Raw genomic sequence first — 15,680 nt, forward strand, 5'->3', positions numbered from 1 at the left:
TTTGTGTCAGATAAGCCAAATAACATTGGTTTATCCGTGGGATAACCCGGATGAATAAATAATTTCATCCGGGTATTCAGCGGGGTTATTGCGCTTTATGCTCCATATTGGGCAGTAGCGCCGTGATAATGCCGATCAGCGGCAGGAAAGCACAGATTTGGTAGACCAGCTCGATACTGGTCAAATCGGCGACATAACCAAGAACTGCCGCACCTAACCCACCCATACCGAAAGCAAAACCGAAGAATAAGCCGGAAACCATGCCGACTTTACCGGGGATCAGCTCCTGCGCATAGACCAGGATGGCGGAGAACGCCGAGGCGAGAATAACCCCGATGATCACCGTCAAAATGCCGGTCCAATACAGGGATGCATAGGGTAAAACAAGGGTAAACGGCGCGGCGCCGAGAATGGAGCCCCAAATAACATATTTGCGCCCTATCTTGTCACCGAGAGGCCCGCCGATAATGGTGCCGGCCGCCACTGCGAACAGGAAGGCGAACAGGTGAATCTGTGCATTCTGCACCGAAACGCCGAACTTATGTATCAGATAAAAGGTGTAATAGCTGCTGATGCTGGCAAGATAGAAGTATTTGGAGAAAATCAGCACCAGCAGGATGCCCAGCGAGTAGGCAACGGTACGTTTTGGCAGCGGTTTCAGCAGCGACGGGCTTTTCGGCTGCCCTTTAGTTGCCCGGTGCTGATGTTGATACCACTTGCTGACCTGCAGCAACACCACGATCGCCAGCAGCGCCGCCAGCGTGAACCAGGCGACGTTGCCCTTGCCGTAAGGCGCGATGATCAGCGCGGCCAGCAGCGGGCCGAGCGAGCTGCCGAAGTTGCCGCCGACCTGGAACAGCGACTGCGCCAGGCCGTGCCGCCCGCCGGAGGCCATGCGCGCCACGCGCGAGGATTCCGGGTGGAACACCGATGAGCCGGTGCCCACCAGCGCCGCCGCCAGCAGCACCAGCGGGAAGGTGTTCGCCACCGACAGCAGCAGCAGGCCGGACAGGGTAAAGCCCATGCCGATCGGCAGCGAGTAAGGCTGCGGGTGTTTATCGGTGTAATAGCCAATCAGCGGCTGCAGCAGCGAGGCCGTCAGCTGATAGGTCAGGGTAATCATGCCGATCTGCACGAAGCTGAGGTGAAAATCGGCTTGCAGGATCGGGTAAATCGCCAGGATCAGCGACTGGATCATATCGTTGAGCAGGTGAGACACGCTGATGGCGCCAAGGATGGAGAAGGCGGTTCCCTTCACCGCGCTGCCCTTGGCGGGCGGCATCGCGCTTTGGCTACTGTCGGTCATATTATTATTAGCCTGATAAGTTGTTGAGCACAGAGATGACATCTTAGGCAGGGCGCTCAATTTTTACCATATCTGAAATAATCAGACTCACATCGCAAAAATTTGAAATCAGCTGTCATTAATTCGCGCTACAATTTCGCCCTCATCATAAAAGCCATTTAATACACGGAGATCCGCCATGCGCTTTTCGCTGAAAACCACCGCATGCGCGTTGGCCGTTTCCCTGACGTTGCTGTCGGGGGCCGCCAGTGCCTGGGAAAAGGATAAGACCTACGCCATCACCATTCTGCACACCAACGATCATCACGGTCACTTCTGGCAGAACGATCACGGCGAATACGGCCTGGGCGCGCAGAAAACGCTGGTGGACGGCATTCGTCAGGAAGTGGCGGCGCAGGGCGGCAGCCTGTTGCTGCTGTCGGGCGGCGATATCAACACCGGCGTGCCGGAATCGGATCTGCAGGACGCCGAGCCGGACTTCCGCGGCATGAATCTGGTGGGTTACGACGCGATGGCGATCGGCAACCACGAATTCGACAACCCGCTGAGCGTACTGCGCCAGCAGGAAAAATGGGCGACCTTCCCGCTGCTGTCCGCCAACATCTATCAGAAAAGTACCGGCCAGCGGCTGTTCAAGCCTTACGCCTTGTTCGACAAGCAGGGCATCAAGATCGCGGTGATCGGCCTGACGACCGACGACACCGCGAAAATGGGCAACCCAGAGTACTTTACCGACATTGAATTCCGCGTGCCGGCGCCGGAGGCGAAGCGGGTGGTGGAGCAATTGCGCAAGGACGAGAAGCCGGACGTGATCATCGCCGCTACCCACATGGGGCACTATGACAACGGCGAACACGGCTCCAACGCGCCGGGCGACGTGGAGATGGCGCGCAGCCTGCCGGCCGGGTATCTCGACATGATCGTCGGCGGCCACTCGCAGGATCCGGTGTGCATGGCCGGCGACAACCGTAAGCAGGTGGATTATGTGCCGGGCACGCCGTGCTCGCCGGATCGCCAGAACGGCACCTGGATCGTGCAGGCGCATGAGTGGGGCAAATACGTGGGCCGCGCCGACTTCGAATTCCGCAACGGTGAGCTGAAGCTGGTGCATTATCAGCTGATCCCGGTGAACCTGAAGAAGAAGGTGGAGAAGACGGACGGCACCAGCGAGCGCGTGTATTACACCCAGCAGATCGCGGAAGATCCGACCATGATGAAGCTGCTGACGCCGTTCCAGGAGAAGGGCAAGGAGCAGCTGAGCGTGAAGATCGGCAGCGTTAACGGCAAGCTGGAGGGCGATCGCAGCAAGGTGCGCTTCGTGCAAACCAACCTGGCGCGGGTGATGTTGGCCGCGCAGAGGGAGCGCGCCGATGCCGACTTCGCGGTGATGAGCGGCGGTGGGGTGCGTGATTCCATTGAAAGCGGCGATATCACCTACAAAAACGTGCTCAAGGTACAGCCGTTCGGCAACACCTTGGTGCATGTCGATATGAAAGGCCGCGAGGTTGAGCAGTACCTGGCGGTAGTGGCCAACATGAAGCCGGATTCCGGCGCCTACGCCCAGTTCGCCAACGTCAGCCTGGTGGCGGACGGCAAGGGCGTCAGCGAGGTGAAGATCAACGGCCAGCCGCTGCAGGCGGATAAAACCTACCGCATGGCGACGCTGAACTTCAACGCGCTGGGCGGCGACGGCTATCCGAAGCTGGACGGGCTGCCGAGCTACGTCAACACCGGCTTTATCGATGCCGAGGTGCTCAAGCAGTACATCGAGAAACACTCGCCGCTGGATGCGGCGGCTTATGAACCGAAGGGCGAGATCGTTTATCGCTAATCGCCACCGCAGCGGCCTGCTCCCCATGGGCAGGCCGCCTGTTTTCCCGCCGAAATCCTCCTTCAAACGCACGCAAAAGTCGCCGCCGCCGCCTTCCAATGATAGCCTGAGCAACAATTTGGTTTTGATAACGCAAGCAGGGAGATGACATGTTGAAAACCGCAGGCTGGCTGCTGCCCGCCATCCTGGCGCTGGCGGGGTGTTCGTCATCCGGCCAACGCCATGAGCAAACGCTCAGCCAGGCGCTGGCGGCCATCGGCCAAGACAAGGCGCTGGTTGGCGCGTCGAGCGGCGTGATGGTGCGTGATGCCGACAGCGGCACCGTGCTGTATCAGGCGCACGCGCAGCAGCGCCTGGCGCCGGCTTCCAACATGAAGATGTTCACTTCTCTGGCGGCGTTCGGCGTGCTGGGGGCGGATTACCGGTTTGAAACCCGGCTGCTGACCACCGGCGAGCAGCGCGGCGACACCTTGCAGGGGGATCTCTATCTGCAGGGCAGCGGCGATCCGACGTTGCACCCTGACGATCTCGACACCTTCGCCGCCACGCTGGCGCAGCGCGGCATTCGCCATATTCATGGGCGGCTGATCCTGGACGCCAGCGCGTTCGATCAAACGCCCTTCGGCGCCGGCTGGAGCTGGGACGACGAACCCTTCGCTTTCGGCGCGCCGATCTCGGCGCTGAACTACGCCTTTACCCCCGGTGGCGATATCAACGTGGTGCGGGTGGACGTGCAGCCGGGTGCCCGCGCCGGTGCGCCAGGGCGGGTGGGTTTCTATCCCGCCAATGACGCGGTGACGCTGGTCAACCGCACCACCACCGGCGGCGACACCGCACTGACGTTCGATCGCCAGCCGGGCAGCAACCGAATCGTGGTCAGCGGCACCATCGCCGCGCAGGCGGAGACCCGCTCGCGATTGATCACCGTCGATCAACCGGCCCGCGTGATCGGCGCCTTATTGCAACATACGCTGCGCGCGCACGGCATCACGCTGCGCGGTAACGCGGAAGAGGGCGTGACCCCTGCCGATGCCCGGTTGCTGGCCGAAAAAACCTCGCCGCCGCTCTCTCGCCTGGCCGTCACCTTCCTGAAGGTGTCCAACAACGGTTACGGCGAGGTACTGACCAAGGCGATGGGCCGCAAGACGCAGGGAAAGGGGGATTGGGCCGCCGGCCTGCAGGCGATCGGCCAGTTTGTGCAAAGCCAGGGCATCGCGGCCGGCGCGTACCGTCAGGTAGACGGTTCCGGGCTGTCGCGCATGAACCAAATCACGGCGCAGCAGCTGACGACGCTGCTGCTGGCAGCCAGGAAACAGCCGTGGTTTGCCGCCTGGTATAACGCCTTGCCCATCGCGGGCCAGCCGGGGTTGCTGGTGGGCGGTACGCTGCAGAGCCGCATGGTGAAGACGGCGGCGGCGGGCCGCGCCCACGCCAAGAGCGGTTCCATGACCGGGGTCTCGTCGCTCAGCGGCTATGTCGACTCGGCGACCGGACGGCCGCTGGCGTTCGCCATCATCAGCAACAACTATCTGGTGCCCGGCGCGGAGGTGAAGGCGCTGGAGGACCGCCTGGTCGAGACGCTGGCGGCCTGTGACGCTACGGTGGTGTGCCGCTGAGCGCGCGGCGTCAGTCGCGCTTGGCGATGTCGGCGAAGCTGCCGGCCAGCAGGCGGCACAGATCGGCGGCGGCCAGCTCGATGTCCAGCCCGCGTTTGCCGCCGGAAACGTAGATGGTGGCGAACGCTTGCGCCGGGCTGTCGATCACCGTCGGCAGCCGTTTTTTCTGCCCCAGCGGGCTAATGCCGCCCACCAGATACCCGGTGACGCGCTGCGCCAGCTGCGGATCGGCCATCTCGGCCTTTTTGGCGCCGAGGGCGCGGGCGACCTTTTTCAGATCCAGCTGGGTGGCGACCGGCGTGACCGCCACCGCCAGGTGTTTGGCGTCGCCGTTCAGCGCCACCAGCAAGGTTTTGTAAACCCGATCGGCATCCAGCCCCAGCTTTCTCACCGCTTCGTCGCCGAAATTAGTTTCGTCGCTGTCGTGGTGATACGGATGAAGGGTAAAGGTGACCTTTTGTTTTTCGAGCAGAACGACTGCGGGCGTCATGATGTGTTGTCCAGAATGCCCCCTGCGGGGGAAGGGTGATAACCAGCTTTAAAAATACAAAAATCCGACCTGCCCGGCAACCTGAGCGGCTGTTACATAAAGCGGGTTGCCAAGATATTCACCGGGTTGCTACCCTGTTTACTGTAACCGTTAACACGGTTGCTATGCGTATAACTAGAATACAAGAAATTCCTCTTTGACTGGCCAATAGCGATATTGGCCTCTTTTTTAGCCCTGCGGCTGCAGCATCGCCGGCAGGTTATCCTCGCCATACAGGTGCAATGCGCCAACCGCCACCACATAGTCCCCGGCCGGCAGCGCCTCCAGCTGACGCCGCCAGTCGCGATTGCGCTGGTGCATCAGCACGTCGTACAGCCCGGCGCTGAAGGTGGCGGGCAGGGTGTCCAGCGTGCCGCGCGGTTTGGCGTCCAGCCACCAGCTCACCATGGTTTGCAGCAGCCGCGCGTTGGTGTGCCAGTGCTCCAGCGTATCGCGCAGCAGCGCAATGCCGCCTTCCGGCAGCTGTTCCAGCATCGCCAGCTGCTGCTGCGCCCCTTCCAGCTCGATCACCGGTTTGTCCTGCGCCCGGGCGGCCTGCAGCAGCTGATAGTCCACGCCGTACTCTGCCCGCAGCCCCAGGCGCTGAGCCTGGCGCGCCTGCATCATCAGCGCGACCTGCCAGCCGGGCAGGGTGGCGAAGGCGTATGGATCGGCGCCCAGCTCATGGCACAGCGCCAGCAGCCGTTGATATTCTTCGGCGGACAGGCGCTGTTCCAGCGCCGGCTGCAGCTCGGCGTGGTCGAAAGGCGAGGCGGAATCGGTGATATCGGCTTCGACGATCAGCGCGTCGGCCTGTTGCAGCCGGGCGGCCAGCCGGGGCGGCAACGGCGACATATCGACGGTGCCCATATGGATGCTGCCCACCAGATGCAGCCGACGATCGCCCGGCAGAGTGATGTCCAACGCCGGATAAGCGTAACGTTTGGGCGAGATCAGGCCGAGAAAGGCGGCGAGGCGGCGTAACAGTTGACCCATACGGCGTGGCTCCTGAATAACGGGTGCGCGTTTCAGCATGAAAGGCGAGGGAAATCGTCATTCATGCTAAACGCTATCCGCCGCGCAGGAAAGCCCGGAAAACAGCGGGGCGCCATGACGGCGCCCCGGCGATCACTTCCTGGGTTTAAAACGCAGCAGCCGGTTGGCGTTGCTGACTACGGTAATCGACGACAGCGCCATCGCCGCGCCCGCCACTACCGGGCTGAGCAGCGTGCCGGTCAGCGGATAGAGCACGCCGGCGGCGATCGGGATACCCAGCGTATTGTAGATAAAGGCGCCGAACAGGTTCTGCTTCATGTTGCGCAGCGTGGCCTTCGACAGCGCTACCGCATCCGCCACGCCGTGCAGGCTGTGGCGCATCAGGGTGATGGCGGCGGTTTCGATGGCGATGTCGCTGCCGCCACCCATCGCGATGCCCACGTCGGCCTGCGCCAGCGCCGGGGCGTCGTTGATGCCGTCGCCGACCATCGCCACGCGCTGGCCCTGCGCCTGCAGCTGCTTGATCGCCGCCGCTTTGCCGTCCGGCAGCACCCCGGCAATCACCCGATCGATGCCGGCTTCTTTGGCGATGGCGTTGGCGGTCACCGGGTTGTCGCCGGTCAGCATCACCATCTGATAGCCCTGCTGGTGCAGGCGCTGCAGCGCCGCGACGCTGTCTTCGCGCAGCGGATCGCGAATGGCGAACAGCGCGGCCGGTTTACCGTTAACGGCCAGCAGCACCGGCGTCACGCCGCGTTCGGCTTGGGCGCGCATCGGCGCTTCCAGTTCGGCGGTCGCAACCTGATGCTGTTCCAGCATCGCGGCGTTGCCCAGCAGCACCGGCACGCCGTCGATTTCCCCGCTGACGCCGGCGCCGCGCAGGGTGCGGAACTGCGCGACCTGCGGCAGCGTTTGCCCGGCGGCGCGTTCCATGATGGCGCGCGCCAGCGGGTGGTTGGAACCTTGCTCCAGCGCGGCGGCCCAGCCGATCGCCTGCTGCTCGCTGACCTGATTGAAGGTCAGGATCTCTACCACCTGCGGCTTCCCTTCGGTCAGGGTGCCGGTTTTGTCGAACACCAGGGTGTCCAGCTGGCTGGCCTGCTGCAGGGCGTCGGCGTCGCGTACCAGCACGCCGAACTCCGCCGCGCGGCCGACGCCGGAGATGATCGACATCGGCGTCGCCAATCCCAATGCGCACGGACAGGCGATGATCAGCACCGTGGTGGCGATCACCAGCGTGTAGACCAGCTGCGGCTGCGGGCCGAAGAAGTACCACATAGCTGCGCTGAACAGGGCGATCGCCACCACCGCCGGCACGAACACCGCCGAGACGCGGTCGGCCAGTTGGCCGATCGCCGGTTTACTGCTCTGCGCCTGGCGCACCAGTTTGATGATGCGCGCCAGCGTGGTTTGGCTGCCGATGGCGGCGGCGCGGAACAGCACGCTGCCGTCGTCGACCACCGTCCCGGCATGCACCGTATCGCCAGGGCCTTTCTGCTGCGGCACCGCTTCGCCGGTCAGCATCGCTTCATCGAGCCAGACTTCACCCTGCACGATTTCACCGTCGACCGGCACGCGATCGCCGGTGGTCAGCCGCAGCGTCATGCCGAGCTGCACCTCTGCCAGCGGAATATCGCGCTCGCCGTCGTCGGTTACCAGCCGCGCGGTGGGCGGCGTCAGATCCAGCAACCGCTCCAGCGCCTGCGAAGAACGCTGACGGGCGCGCTGCTCCAGCGCATGGCCGAGGTTGATCAAACCGATGATCATCGCGCTGGCCTCGTAATAGAGGTGGCGCGCCTCCATCGGGAAGAAATCGGGCCAAATGTTGACGGCGATCGAGTAAAGCCAGGCAGCGCCGGTACCGAGCGCCACCAGGGTGTCCATGGTGGCGCTGCCGTTCATCAGCGCGCGCCAGGCGTTTCGGTAGAAGTGCCCACCGGCGAACACCATCACTGCCAGGGTGATGACGCCGACCAGCAGCCAGGGACGCTGGGTCTCCGGCGTCAGCGTCATGCTGCCGCCGAACAGCCCCCAGGCCATCAGTGGGATACCCAACGCCAGACCCAGCGCCGCCTGCCAGCTAAAGCGCTTCATGTTGGCGCGTGCGGTCTGCTGCTGGCGCTCGCGGCGTTCGGTTTCATCCTGAATCATTTCGGCACCGTAGCCGGCTTTTTCCACCGCCGCCACCAGCGCCTGCGCATCGGCGGCGCCGGTCACCAGCGCGCTGCGTTCCGCCAGGTTGACGCGCGCATGCTCTACGCCGGGAACGCTTTGCAGCGCCTGCTGCACTTTATTGACGCAGCTGGCGCAGGTCATGCCGCTGAGCAGCAGCTGTACGCTATCGTCCGCGCCGTCGGTTGCCGGAAGGGGAGATTGCGCCGCTGGCTGAACGTCCGGCAACGAAGGTGTTGCGTCAGTCAACGGCTCAGTTTTTGGGGCGACGGCGTCCGCTACGCTGGCGTGATAGCCGGCATCTTCCACCGCGGCGATCAGCGCCTGCGGATCGGCATCGCCGTATACTTTCGCGCCGTCGATAGCGACGTCGGCGGCGAACACGCCCGGCACCGCTTCCAGCGCCTTGCGGGTGGTGCCGACGCAGTGCATGCAGCTCAGGCCGCTCAGCTGCAGTTCGGTATCGGCGTGCGGCGCGACTTCGGCCTGATAGCCGGCGGCGATCACGCTGTCGATCAGCGCGCTGTCCGGCGCGTCGCCGGTCACTTTGGCGTAATGCACGTTAACGTCCGCCTGTTCGACATCGCTGCGGCTTTCCAGGGCTTTTTTCACCCGCTGCGCGCAGTTCATGCAGGACAGCCCCTGCAATGCCAGCATAGTGGTGTGTGACATGATTGAACTCCTTGCTTAAAGGGCGGTGTTTAAAGGTTGACCGCCTGACCTGTTTTCACTAAGAATGGAGCTTAAACCTTCCAGCAAGGGTAAGGTCAAGGAGGGAAAATGAATATTAGCGACGTCGCGAAAAAAACCGGGCTAACCAGCAAGACGATTCGTTTTTACGAAGAGAAAGCGCTGATTACCGCCCCGATCCGCAGCGATAACGGTTATCGCCACTATTCCGCCAGGCACGTTGAAGAGCTGACGCTGCTGCGCCAGGCGCGGCAGGTGGGCTTCAACCTGGACGAGTGCCGCGAGCTGGTGGCGCTGTTCAACGATCCGGCCCGCCACAGCGCGGACGTGAAGGCGCGCACGCTGCAGAAGGTGGCGGAGATCGAAAGGCACATCAGCGAACTGGGCGACATGCGCCAGCGCCTGCTGGCGCTGGCCGACCAATGCCCGGGCGACGAGGGGGCGGAGTGCCCCATCATCAACAACCTGGCGGGGTGTTGTCATCAGGTAACTGCAGCCAAATAATCCGGACGCCGGGTTGTCCATCTGCGTGTGGCACAACCCGCTGTTTTGGCGCTATGAAGGACCGAGTTTTAGAGTCTTGGTGTCGATTGCGACGCGCAGACTTCAAAGAGGAGGTTCTATGAATATCGGTTCTGATCGTGCTACCGCGTTTGCTGTTATCTCGAGTTTTGAGGCTTTAAGAGCCTATGTGCCCGCGCAAGCGGGAGTCAGGGTTACGCTTAATGCGTGGAAGGACGGTGGGATATACGGTGGCGGTGATTTCATCTCTGTTGCTGGTGTAAAAGCCGATGATGGCGGCCACGTTGCGCAAACGACCGGATTTTATTGGGAAAGGATTGCCGGCACGGTTAATCTTTATGATTACGGGATAGAAGCTACGGATAGAACGACATCAAATTATATTGATGTCACCGTCAGCTTGCAGGCGGCTATAAACAAAGCGATTGAAAAGAAATGCACTCTGGTGAGCGAGTTTCCCAAAGCGGGCTCGTATGCACAAGTGGGCTTATTTATTTCGTCTTCTATCAATATTAGTGGGCTGACTTGTTTATCTGGAGCCCTGCATTTATTCATTAAATCTTCATCATTTACTCCAAAGACTGATATCGGGTTAAAATTGCCTTGGGTCGTGCTCAATCAGAATGGTCAGTATGACGGAAAAGGTTTAGTGTATGGAACGACTCAGGGTAATCAGGATCTGGATACCATCACGATTTACAATATGGATGGTTACACGGGTAAAGAGATTAATGGTCAACTGCACACGCTTTCAGGTTCCAGAGTTCAATTTCTCTCTTCAATGCACATGAATGGCGCAGGCGTCTATTTTGCTTCTACGTTTGATAACGTATTTAATGACGTCAGGGCACTGTTCTGTGGCAATGAGACGATGTTCGGTATCGACTTTACCAGTTACCCCGCTGCAACCGGATCGACGTTTGATGAGTCTAATGCTAATACGATCCACTCTTTAATGGCTCATGACTGTAGAGAGAAAGCTTGGCGAGTATCAGGCTCAAAAAATTGGCTGGCCAAAGTTCATGAAGAAGGCACGTTAGTCACCAAGGCAACTGTTGAAACTCCCAACTCTGCCGAAAAAAGAAACGGATATGGCTATATGAATAGCTACTTTTCTTCCGTCGGTGGCGGTGCCGGCGTGATTAATATCTATGCCTCTAAAAATAGCACGGTTGAGCATGTTCATACTTTCGGTGCAACGGCAACTGCTGTCGGGAATGTTTCGTCAACCGCGAATGTGTCAATTATACCTGGTGATCCCGCTCCGAATGGGGGGGCTATAGGGACAGTCTTTGCCAAAGACATTGTGGTTATGGCTAATGCCCGCGTCAATTTAGATTCTGTCAGAACGGTAGGGGGAGTAGATATTCGTGACGATAACTCATCAGTATCCAGAGGCAATATTGCGGGTAACCTACAGCTCTCTTCTGCCGCCAAGATTTTGAATAGTTACATCGGTGGCGATGTAATTTCTACGTCGATGCCAAGACTCACCAATTGCGACCTGCAAAAGAGCTTTACCGGCGGCGGAAGCCTGCAAAATACGAGAGTCGTTGGTGATGTCACAACGGTCGATGCATTACGCTTGGTTTTGATTGATGTCTCTTTAGCGACGCTGATGGTCACCGGGAAGGGGGTTTTGTTGGATGTGCAAGGGGGCAACTTTAACCGGATTACCTTTGTTGACGGCGTTACGGGGCGATGGATAATTTTCCCGTCACCCAGGGTGAATGTGACGGTAGATAATTGGTTACCTCCCACCTCTGCCGCTGGTTACGGATTATTCACTATCAACCCGCTGTCGAACAAGATTTACACGACGCGTAGCGGAGTGTGGGTCGATTATAAAACGTAAAACACGGCTCTGCTGAAAGGATGAGTGAGCCGGGGTGAGTCAACCCGGCTTACTCGTTAGCGCAATGATGAAGGCAGGGCGCGGATCACCAGCGTGACGCCTTCCACCGCCACCACTTCCACTTCGGTGCCGGCGGGCAGATCTTCTGCCGCCTGCGCGCGCCAGCTGCTGTCGCCGATATTGATGCGCCCCATACCGTTGTGCATCGGCTCCGTCAGCGTAGCGCGGGTGCCGATCAGCTGGCGGTTGCGCTGGTTGAGCACCGGCGAACCGCCGGATGCGGCCGCCGGGCGCCGGCGCAGCCAGTACCACCACAGGTAGGCGACGACGACGGTCAGGACGGCGAAGATCATGCCCTGCCACGCCCAGGAGAGCGGCGGCAGCAGCCAGATCAGAGCGCCGACCAACAGCGCCGCCACGCCGCTCCACAGCAGGTAGCCGCCGGCGCCGAGCATTTCCGCCGCCAGCAACACGCCCCCGAGGGAGAGCCAAAACCACAGCGGATTCGCCGCGATCAGTTCGAGCATGATTATTTGCCTTTGCTTTCTTTCAGCAGTTCGGTAATGCCGCCGATCGAGCCGAGCAGGCTGCTGGCGTCCAGCGGCATCATCACCACTTTGCTGTTGTTGGAGGAACCGATCTTCTGCAGCGCGTCGGTGTATTTCTGCGCCACGAAGTAGTTCACCGCCTGAATGTTACCGCTGGCGATGGCGTCGGACACCAGCTGGGTGGCGCGCGCCTCGGCCTCGGCGGCGCGTTCACGCGCTTCCGCCTGCAGGAACGCCGACTGGCGTTCGCCCTCGGCCTTCAGGATCTGCGATTGTTTCTCCCCCTCGGCGCGCAGAATGGCCGCCTGGCGCACCCCTTCCGCCTCGAGGATGTCGGCGCGCTTGGTACGTTCGGCCTTCATCTGGGCGTTCATCGAGGCGATCAGTTCCGCCGGTGGCCGCACGTCGCGGATCTCGATACGGGTGATTTTCACCCCCCACGGATTGGTCGCTTCATCGACGATGTGCAGCAGGCGGCTGTTGATGCTGTCGCGTTGCGACAGCATTTCGTCCAGCTCCATCGAGCCGAGCACGGTACGGAAGTTGGTCATGGTCAGGTTGACGATCGCCTGTTCGAGGTTGCTGACCTCGTAGGCGGCGCGCGCCGGATCGACCACCTGGATAAAGCACACCGCGTCGATGGCGACGTTGGCGTTATCGCGGGAAATCACCTCCTGCGAGGGAATGTCCAGCACCTGCTCCATCATGTTGATTTTGCGGCCAATGCGGTCCATGAACGGCACCACCAGGTTCAGGCCCGGCATCAGCGTTTTGGTGTAGCGGCCGAAGCGTTCTACCGTCCATTGGAACCCCTGCGGCACAATTTTGACGCCGGCGAACACCACAATCAGTGCGACGACGATCACGATGGGAATAAAAGTAAGCATGCAAACCTCCTGTCAGACATATGTAAACAGATATTACGTCAGCGCCGGAAAAATGCCTACCGTTACCGCGACTTAATCCAGGGCGCTGACCAAACCCGCGATCAGCGGATCCCGCGTCTGGAACAGGCCGATCAGGGTACGCACCGCTTCACCGCCGCGAGCATCGGACCAGGCCAGCGACAGGGGAGAGGGCTGGCGTGGATATTTGAGTTGCTTAGCCACCAACTCGCCGCTATCAAGGTAAGTTTGGCACAGCTGGCGCGGAAGGAAACCGATCCCGAGACCGCGCAGGTGGCACTCCAGCTTGGTGCGCAGGTCCGGTACCTTGATCTCCTGTTGGCCCGACAGCAGCCAGGCCGTGCGCTTGGCCAAATGGCGCGCGGTATCTTCGACGTTGATCGCGGCGTAAGGGCGCAGCTGCGTTTCGTTCAGCGGATCGGCGGCGGCGGCCAGCGGGTGCGTCGGCGCGATGGCGAACACCCAATCGATCTTGCCCAGGGGCAGCACCTTGATGCTGTTTTCCAGCGATTCATTGCCCGCCGCCCCGATCGCCAGATGGCAATCCTCATTCAGCAGCGCGTCCCACACGCCCATGTACACCTGGCGGGAAATGTGAAATTGGGTGAACGGGTATTTGGCGTGCAGGTGGGCCAACAGCCCGGCCACGGCGGCGGCGTCATACAGCAGGTTGTTGACAACGATATTCACCTGGTGCTCTACGCCGTCGTTGATTTGCCGCAGTTCGCCCGGCATGGCGTCCAGCCAGGTGTGCCACTGGCGGCAGCGCTCCAGCAAATACTCTCCGGCCGGCGTCAGGTTGACGGTGCGGGTGGTGCGGATAAACAGCTGCGTGCCGATGCTCTCTTCCAGCGTTTTGATGCGGTAGCTGATGGTGGCGGTGGTTTTGTGCAGCAGCTCCGCCGCGCGGGAGAAACTTTGGCACTCGGCAACTTTGATAAACGAACGAATGGTTTCGTGATCCAGCATGAGGGGTCCTTGGCTGACACCGCCTTTTCGGTTATCGGTGAGAAGAATCTACTGATGTTGCGGCGCGATAGGCAGCGGCAAAGCCCAACCCCACGATCCCGGTCACAGAATCACCCGATAGCGATGAACGCGCGCCGCCCCATTTTGCCCGATGATGAATTGGGCGGTTTTTTAATTCATTGATTTAAAGCAACTAATATGGCTCTTCGATCGTAAAGTGTGCGGGTGATCTTGTTGTGGAAAAATTTTCCAAAAAAATGCTGTCAAATTCACCACGCGCTGTCTAGAGTGAAGGCGTTGGGTGAAATATCGCCGTTCAATCGCCGTCTGGGTCATGCGCTTGGGAGAATCACATGGATTTAGTCATCGAAGAATTAACGCCGGCGGCCTTTGCGCCTTACGGCGATGTATTGCAGATAGAGGGCTCGCGTTTCTTTCATATCAATGACGGAAAAACCGAGCGTTATCACGATCTCGCCAAGATAGAGGTGTCCGACGGCAACCGGGTGCTGGCCAGCATCAACCGGGCGGAACCCTGCGATCTGCCGATGACCTTTTCCCTGTTGGAAAAGCATCCGCTCTCGTCGCAGGCCTTTGTGCCGATGAACGGCGAACGCTTCGTGGTGATCGTCGCCGAACCGGGCGAAACCATCCCCATCGGCACGCTGCGCGCCTTTATCACCAACGGCAAGCAGGGAATTAACTATCACCGCAATGTCTGGCACCATCCGCTGTTTGCCTATGCGAAGGTCACCGACTTTTTCACCATCGATCGCGCAGGTGCCGACAACTGCGTGGTCAGCCGCTTGCCGGAGCCGTATCGCATAGTTTTGGCATAGCGCTGGCCGCACGCCGCGCAGGGCGTTTATCATAGCGTCACCCATGCCGTTACTGACAAAGGAAGCTTGAATGACCGAATTACGCAGGAAAGGACGACCCGCCACCGAAGCCGGCGCCACCAAAGGGGCGCAGGCGTTGGATCGCGGGCTAGAGATCCTCCAGTACCTGGCCAACGCCGGGGGGAGTTCGTCGGTTTCCGTGCTGTCCGAAAAGCTGGAGCTGCCGCTGTCCACCACCTTCAGATTGTTGAAAGTGCTGGAGAAATCGGAATTCGTCTTTCAGGATCCACAGCTGGGCTGGTGGCATATCGGCATTCAGTCGTTCACCGTCGGTTCCGCTTACATGAACGATCGCGACGTGGTATCGGTGGCCGGGCCGTTCATGCGCCGGCTGATGTTGCTGTCCGGCGAGACCGCCAACCTGGCGATCCGCAACAATTTCGACGCGGTGCTGATTCGCCAATGCGAGTGCCAGGCGATGGTGCGCATGTGCGCGCCGCTGGGCAGCCGCTTGCCGCTGCACGCCTCGGGCGCCGGCAAAGCGCTGCTGTACCCGCTGGCGGAAGAGGAGATGCTGGATCTGATCGTGCGTTCGGGGCTGCAATCCTACACGCCCAAGACGCTGACCAGCGTGAACCTGCTGCGCAAGGATCTGCATCAGTCGCTGGCGCAGGGCTACACCATCGACGATGAAGAGCACGCGCTTGGCCTGAACTGCCTGGCTTCGGCGATTTTCGATCGCAACAACAACGTGATCGCCGCCATTTCCATCTCCGGGCCGAGTTCGCGGGTCGGCAAGGAGCGGTTCAAGGAGCTGGGCGAACTGGTGGGTGAAGTGGCCAGAGACATCAGCGCCGCGCTGGGCGAATCGCGCAGCAAGGCGTAAACGTCGCGCGCCGGGC

At 60.6% G+C, this 15,680-nt stretch carries 13 protein-coding genes; 6 read left to right on the forward strand and 7 right to left on the reverse strand.

Annotated elements, in window-relative coordinates:
- Nucleotides 1-85 precede the first annotated feature (85 nt).
- Nucleotides 86-1,306, reverse strand: coding sequence for an MFS transporter (locus AWX27_RS15265; RefSeq protein WP_060423463.1), 1,221 nt, complete (start codon nt 1,304-1,306; stop codon nt 86-88).
- A gap of 178 nt (nt 1,307-1,484) precedes the next feature.
- Between AWX27_RS15265 and ushA the strand changes: the two genes are divergently transcribed.
- Both ushA and dacB read left to right on the forward strand, forming a co-directional pair.
- Nucleotides 1,485-3,137 carry a bifunctional UDP-sugar hydrolase/5'-nucleotidase UshA gene (gene ushA, locus AWX27_RS15270; protein WP_060423465.1) on the forward strand — a complete coding sequence of 551 codons (1,653 nt, stop codon included), beginning with the start codon at nt 1,485-1,487 and terminating at the stop codon, nt 3,135-3,137.
- 149 nt (nt 3,138-3,286) lie between these two features.
- Nucleotides 3,287-4,753 (forward strand): D-alanyl-D-alanine carboxypeptidase/D-alanyl-D-alanine endopeptidase, encoded by a 1,467-nt coding sequence (gene dacB / locus AWX27_RS15275; protein WP_060423468.1) that lies wholly within the window; start codon nt 3,287-3,289, stop codon nt 4,751-4,753.
- A gap of 10 nt (nt 4,754-4,763) precedes the next feature.
- Here dacB and ybaK read toward each other — a convergent pair whose 3' ends face one another.
- The 3 genes from ybaK to copA form a co-directional block, all read right to left on the reverse strand.
- Nucleotides 4,764-5,243 (reverse strand): Cys-tRNA(Pro)/Cys-tRNA(Cys) deacylase YbaK, encoded by a 480-nt coding sequence (gene ybaK / locus AWX27_RS15280; protein ID WP_049272291.1) that lies wholly within the window; start codon nt 5,241-5,243, stop codon nt 4,764-4,766.
- A gap of 228 nt (nt 5,244-5,471) precedes the next feature.
- Nucleotides 5,472-6,278, reverse strand: a complete 807-nt coding sequence (locus AWX27_RS15285; protein ID WP_060423470.1) for a TraB/GumN family protein — start codon at nt 6,276-6,278, stop codon at nt 5,472-5,474.
- Between the two features lie 132 nt (nt 6,279-6,410).
- The gene (gene copA, locus AWX27_RS15290; RefSeq protein ID WP_060423473.1) at nt 6,411-9,122 is read right to left on the reverse strand and encodes a copper-exporting P-type ATPase CopA; all 2,712 of its coding nucleotides are present in this window, start codon (nt 9,120-9,122) and stop codon (nt 6,411-6,413) included.
- 108 nt (nt 9,123-9,230) lie between these two features.
- Between copA and cueR the strand changes: the two genes are divergently transcribed.
- Together cueR and AWX27_RS15300 are read left to right on the forward strand one after the other, a co-directional pair.
- The gene (gene cueR / locus AWX27_RS15295; protein WP_060423476.1) at nt 9,231-9,644 is read left to right on the forward strand and encodes a Cu(I)-responsive transcriptional regulator; all 414 of its coding nucleotides are present in this window, start codon (nt 9,231-9,233) and stop codon (nt 9,642-9,644) included.
- 118 nt (nt 9,645-9,762) lie between these two features.
- Complete coding sequence (locus AWX27_RS15300; RefSeq protein ID WP_060423480.1) at nt 9,763-11,517, forward strand: hypothetical protein; 1,755 nt, start codon at nt 9,763-9,765, stop codon at nt 11,515-11,517.
- 56 nt (nt 11,518-11,573) lie between these two features.
- On the opposite strand, the gene AWX27_RS15305 is transcribed toward AWX27_RS15300, so the two are convergent.
- From AWX27_RS15305 to allS, 3 genes are all read right to left on the reverse strand, one after another.
- A complete protein-coding gene (locus tag AWX27_RS15305; RefSeq protein ID WP_038875043.1) occupies nt 11,574-12,044 on the reverse strand; it encodes an NfeD family protein in 471 nt (156 codons plus the stop codon).
- Between the two features lie 2 nt (nt 12,045-12,046).
- Nucleotides 12,047-12,952 carry an SPFH domain-containing protein gene (locus AWX27_RS15310; RefSeq protein WP_004940203.1) on the reverse strand — a complete coding sequence of 302 codons (906 nt, stop codon included), beginning with the start codon at nt 12,950-12,952 and terminating at the stop codon, nt 12,047-12,049.
- A gap of 72 nt (nt 12,953-13,024) precedes the next feature.
- Nucleotides 13,025-13,939: an HTH-type transcriptional activator AllS gene (allS, locus tag AWX27_RS15315; RefSeq protein ID WP_060423483.1), complete on the reverse strand. Its 915-nt coding sequence runs from the start codon at nt 13,937-13,939 to the stop codon at nt 13,025-13,027.
- 353 nt (nt 13,940-14,292) lie between these two features.
- Between allS and AWX27_RS15320 the strand changes: the two genes are divergently transcribed.
- Both AWX27_RS15320 and allR read left to right on the forward strand, forming a co-directional pair.
- Nucleotides 14,293-14,778, forward strand: coding sequence for an ureidoglycolate lyase (locus AWX27_RS15320; protein ID WP_033647245.1), 486 nt, complete (start codon nt 14,293-14,295; stop codon nt 14,776-14,778).
- Nucleotides 14,779-14,848: 70 nt separating this feature from the next.
- Nucleotides 14,849-15,664 (forward strand): HTH-type transcriptional repressor AllR, encoded by an 816-nt coding sequence (allR, locus tag AWX27_RS15325; protein WP_038875050.1) that lies wholly within the window; start codon nt 14,849-14,851, stop codon nt 15,662-15,664.
- Nucleotides 15,665-15,680 lie beyond the last annotated feature (16 nt).

Source organism: Serratia sp. 2880STDY5682894, assembly GCF_001537385.1.
Lineage (GTDB): Bacteria > Pseudomonadota > Gammaproteobacteria > Enterobacterales > Enterobacteriaceae > Serratia > Serratia nevei.

Bases quoted from the DNA above. Each gene is read 5' to 3' on its own strand.
- cueR (WP_060423476.1), top strand. From the start codon at position 9,231: ATGAATATTAGCGACGTCGCGAAAAAAACCGGGCTAACCAGCAAGACG.
- AWX27_RS15285 (WP_060423470.1), bottom strand. From the start codon at position 6,278: ATGGGTCAACTGTTACGCCGCCTCGCCGCCTTTCTCGGCCTGATCTCG.
- AWX27_RS15300 (WP_060423480.1), top strand. From the start codon at position 9,763: ATGAATATCGGTTCTGATCGTGCTACCGCGTTTGCTGTTATCTCGAGT.
- allR (WP_038875050.1), top strand. From the start codon at position 14,849: ATGACCGAATTACGCAGGAAAGGACGACCCGCCACCGAAGCCGGCGCC.
- copA (WP_060423473.1), bottom strand. From the start codon at position 9,122: ATGTCACACACCACTATGCTGGCATTGCAGGGGCTGTCCTGCATGAAC.
- ushA (WP_060423465.1), top strand. From the start codon at position 1,485: ATGCGCTTTTCGCTGAAAACCACCGCATGCGCGTTGGCCGTTTCCCTG.
- ybaK (WP_049272291.1), bottom strand. From the start codon at position 5,243: ATGACGCCCGCAGTCGTTCTGCTCGAAAAACAAAAGGTCACCTTTACC.
- AWX27_RS15320 (WP_033647245.1), top strand. From the start codon at position 14,293: ATGGATTTAGTCATCGAAGAATTAACGCCGGCGGCCTTTGCGCCTTAC.
- AWX27_RS15310 (WP_004940203.1), bottom strand. From the start codon at position 12,952: ATGCTTACTTTTATTCCCATCGTGATCGTCGTCGCACTGATTGTGGTG.
- AWX27_RS15305 (WP_038875043.1), bottom strand. From the start codon at position 12,044: ATGCTCGAACTGATCGCGGCGAATCCGCTGTGGTTTTGGCTCTCCCTC.
- dacB (WP_060423468.1), top strand. From the start codon at position 3,287: ATGTTGAAAACCGCAGGCTGGCTGCTGCCCGCCATCCTGGCGCTGGCG.
- allS (WP_060423483.1), bottom strand. From the start codon at position 13,939: ATGCTGGATCACGAAACCATTCGTTCGTTTATCAAAGTTGCCGAGTGC.
- AWX27_RS15265 (WP_060423463.1), bottom strand. From the start codon at position 1,306: ATGACCGACAGTAGCCAAAGCGCGATGCCGCCCGCCAAGGGCAGCGCG.